This window comes from Pseudoxanthobacter sp. (assembly GCF_036822375.1).
Classification (GTDB): Bacteria; Pseudomonadota; Alphaproteobacteria; order Rhizobiales; family Segnochrobactraceae; genus Pseudoxanthobacter.
This window is the reverse complement of the sequence record NZ_DAISHT010000323.1, coordinates 1-2,801: the sequence shown is the minus strand read 5'-3', so window position 1 is coordinate 2,801 and position 2,801 is coordinate 1. Positions and strand designations below refer to the sequence as shown.

At 71.9% G+C, this 2,801-nt stretch carries 3 protein-coding genes; all 3 read left to right on the top strand.

Annotated features, from left to right (window positions below):
* Window positions 1-848: serine hydroxymethyltransferase (locus tag V7067_RS17140; protein ID WP_334177101.1), on the top strand; the 848-nt coding region annotated here is incomplete at its 5' end.
* 13 nt (window positions 849-861) lie between these two features.
* Window positions 862-1,380, top strand: a complete 519-nt coding sequence (nrdR, locus tag V7067_RS17135) for a transcriptional regulator NrdR (RefSeq protein ID WP_334177100.1) — start codon at window positions 862-864, stop codon at window positions 1,378-1,380.
* 208 nt (window positions 1,381-1,588) lie between these two features.
* A complete protein-coding gene (gene ribD / locus V7067_RS17130) occupies window positions 1,589-2,770 on the top strand; it encodes a bifunctional diaminohydroxyphosphoribosylaminopyrimidine deaminase/5-amino-6-(5-phosphoribosylamino)uracil reductase RibD (protein ID WP_334177099.1) in 1,182 nt (393 codons plus the stop codon).
* The last annotated feature ends 31 nt before the right edge of the window (window positions 2,771-2,801 follow it).

The window sequence follows — 2,801 nt, the reverse complement described above, 5'->3', positions numbered from 1 at the left end:
GCCCGGTGCCCTATCACGTGCGCCGCGACGACGAACGCCTCGACTATGACGAGATTGCCGCGCTCGCCCGCAAGGAACAGCCGAAGCTGATCATCGCCGGCGGCTCCGCCTATCCCCGCCACATCGACTTCGCCCGCATGCGCGCGATTGCCGACGAAGTCGGGGCCTTTTTCATGGTGGACATGGCCCACTTCGCCGGCCTCGTCGCCGGCGGCGTGCATCCCAACCCGGTGCCCCATGCCCACGTGGTGACCACCACCACCCACAAGACGCTGCGCGGCCCGCGCGGCGGCATGATCCTGACCAGCGACGAAGCCCTCGCCAGGAAGATCAATTCGGCGATCTTCCCCGGCCTGCAGGGCGGCCCGCTGATGCACGTCATCGCCGCCAAGGCCGTTGCCTTCGGCGAGGCGCTGCAGCCGGCCTTCCGCGACTATGCCGCGCAGGTGGTGGAGAATGCCGGCGTGCTGGCCGAAACGCTGGCCAGCCACGGCTACCGCATCGTTTCCGGCGGCACCGACACGCACCTGATGCTGGTGGACCTGCGCCCGAAGGCGCTCACCGGCAAGGTCTCCGAGGGCGCGCTCGGCCGCGCGCATCTCACCTGCAACAAGAACGGCATTCCCTACGATCCGGAAAAGCCGTTCGTCACCTCCGGCATCCGCCTCGGCACGCCGGCGGGCACCACCCGCGGCTTCGGCGCAGCCGAGTTCCGCCAGATCGGCAACATGATCGCCGAGGTGCTGGGCGCGCTGTCGCAGAAGGGCAGCGAGGAGGACTCCCTCGTGGAAGCCAAGGTGCGCGGCGAAGTCGCCGATCTCGTCGCCCGCTTCCCGATCTATCGCTGAGGGCCGGCCGCCGATGCGCTGTCCGTATTGCGGAGGCGAAGACACGCAGGTGAAGGATTCGCGGCCCAGCGAAGACGGGGCCGCCATCCGGCGCAGGCGCGTCTGCGTCACCTGCGGCGGGCGCTTCACCACGTTCGAGCGCGTGCAGCTGCGCGAGCTGACCGTGGTGAAGAAGTCCGGCCGTCGCGTGCCGTTCGACCGCGAAAAGCTGATGCGGTCGGTGGAAACCGCGCTGCGCAAGCGGCCGGTCGATGCCGACCACATCGAGCAGATGGTCTCCGGCATCGTGCGGCGGCTTGAGAGCCTCGGCGAGAGCGACGTCACCTCCGAACAGATCGGGCTGATGGTGATGGAAGCGCTGAAAGCGGTGGACGATGTCGCCTATGTGCGCTTCGCCTCCGTCTACCGCGACTTCCGCGCCGCGCGCGACTTCATCGCCTTCCTCGACGATTTCGTGCCCCGCGGCGACGAAGACGGCAGGGGCGAGGACGACAGGGACGCCGCGCCGGCGGGCGGCCCGGCCGACGACTGACCGCACGGCAGCCGGCGGACCGCTCATCACAAACGCTCATCACAAACGACTCCGGGGGCCATTCGGCCCCCGTTTTGCGTCTGCACGGTGTCTGTCATTCCCGCCCTGCGGTGCGAATCGGCCCGGCCGTTACTTGTGTCGGGCGCGGGGCGGCGCCATCTTGCCGCCTGTCCCGGCCGCTTCGCGGCGCCCAATCCGGAAGCCCGCCTTGCCTGCACAGAAGACCTCCCTGCCCGCCTCGCCGGTCCGGCCCGCCTTTCCCCCGGCCAGCGACGACGACCGCCGGCTGATGGCCGCCGCCATCGCGCTCGGCCAGCGCAATGCCGGCCGCACATGGCCGAACCCCTCCGTCGGCGCCCTGATCGTGCGCGACGACGGCGCCGGGCCCGTCGTGGTCGGCCGCGGTGTCACCGCCGCCGGCGGGCGGCCCCATGCCGAGCCGCAGGCACTGGCCGCGGCCGGCGCGGCTGCGCGCGGGGCCACCGCCTATGTTTCGCTGGAGCCCTGCAGCCATTATGGCCGCACCGGCCCGTGCGCGCTGGCGCTGCGCGAGGCCGGCATCGCCCGCGTCGTCACCGCGGTGGCGGATCCGAACCCCCTCGTGGCCGGTCAGGGCCACGCCATGCTCGCCGAAGGCGGCGTTGCGGTGACCGCCGCCATCCTGCCGGCGGAAGGCGCGCGCGCCCACGCCGGCCATTTCCGCCGCGTGCGCGACGGTCGGCCCCATGTCCGCGTCAAGATGGCGGTCTCGGCCGATGGCTGTGTCGGGCGCAGCGATGCCGGCCAGATCGCCCTTTCAAGCCCCGAGGCGCGGGCCGACGTGCATGCCATGCGCGCCACCCACGATGCCATCCTGATCGGCATCCGCACCGCGCTCAACGACGATCCGGAACTGACCTGCCGCCTGCCGGGGCTGGAGGCCGCCTCGCCGGTGCGCATCGTGCTCGACAGCCTCGGCCAGTTGCCGCCGGGCTCGAAGCTGGTGCGCACGGCCCGTGCGGTTCCGGTGTGGATCGTCACCGGACCGAAGGCCGATCCGGCGCGGCTCGCCGTTCTGGAGGCCGCCGGCGTGCGCATCCTGCGCGTTGCCGGCGGCCCGCATCCGGGGGGGCGAATCGATCCCGGCGCGGCGTTCGCCGCCCTTGGCGATGCGGGGCTGACGACGGTTCTGGCCGAGGGCGGCCCCACGGTCGCCGGGGCGCTGCTCGATGCCGATCTCGTGGACGAGATCGTGCTCGACTGCGCCCCCCGGCGCATCGGGCCGGGGGGCGTGCCGCTGTTCGGCGGCGGCATCGCCGGCCTGCTCGCCCACCCCCGTTTCGTCGAAACCGGCCGCCGCCACCGCGGCGACGATCTTGTCATCCACCTCTGGCGCAGGGAACCCGGCTGATGTTCACCGGCATTATCACCGACGTCGGCAC

Excerpts from the sequence above, each read along its gene's own strand:
- nrdR (WP_334177100.1), top strand. The coding sequence starts at position 862 with ATGCGCTGTCCGTATTGCGGAGGCGAAGACACGCAGGTGAAGGATTCG.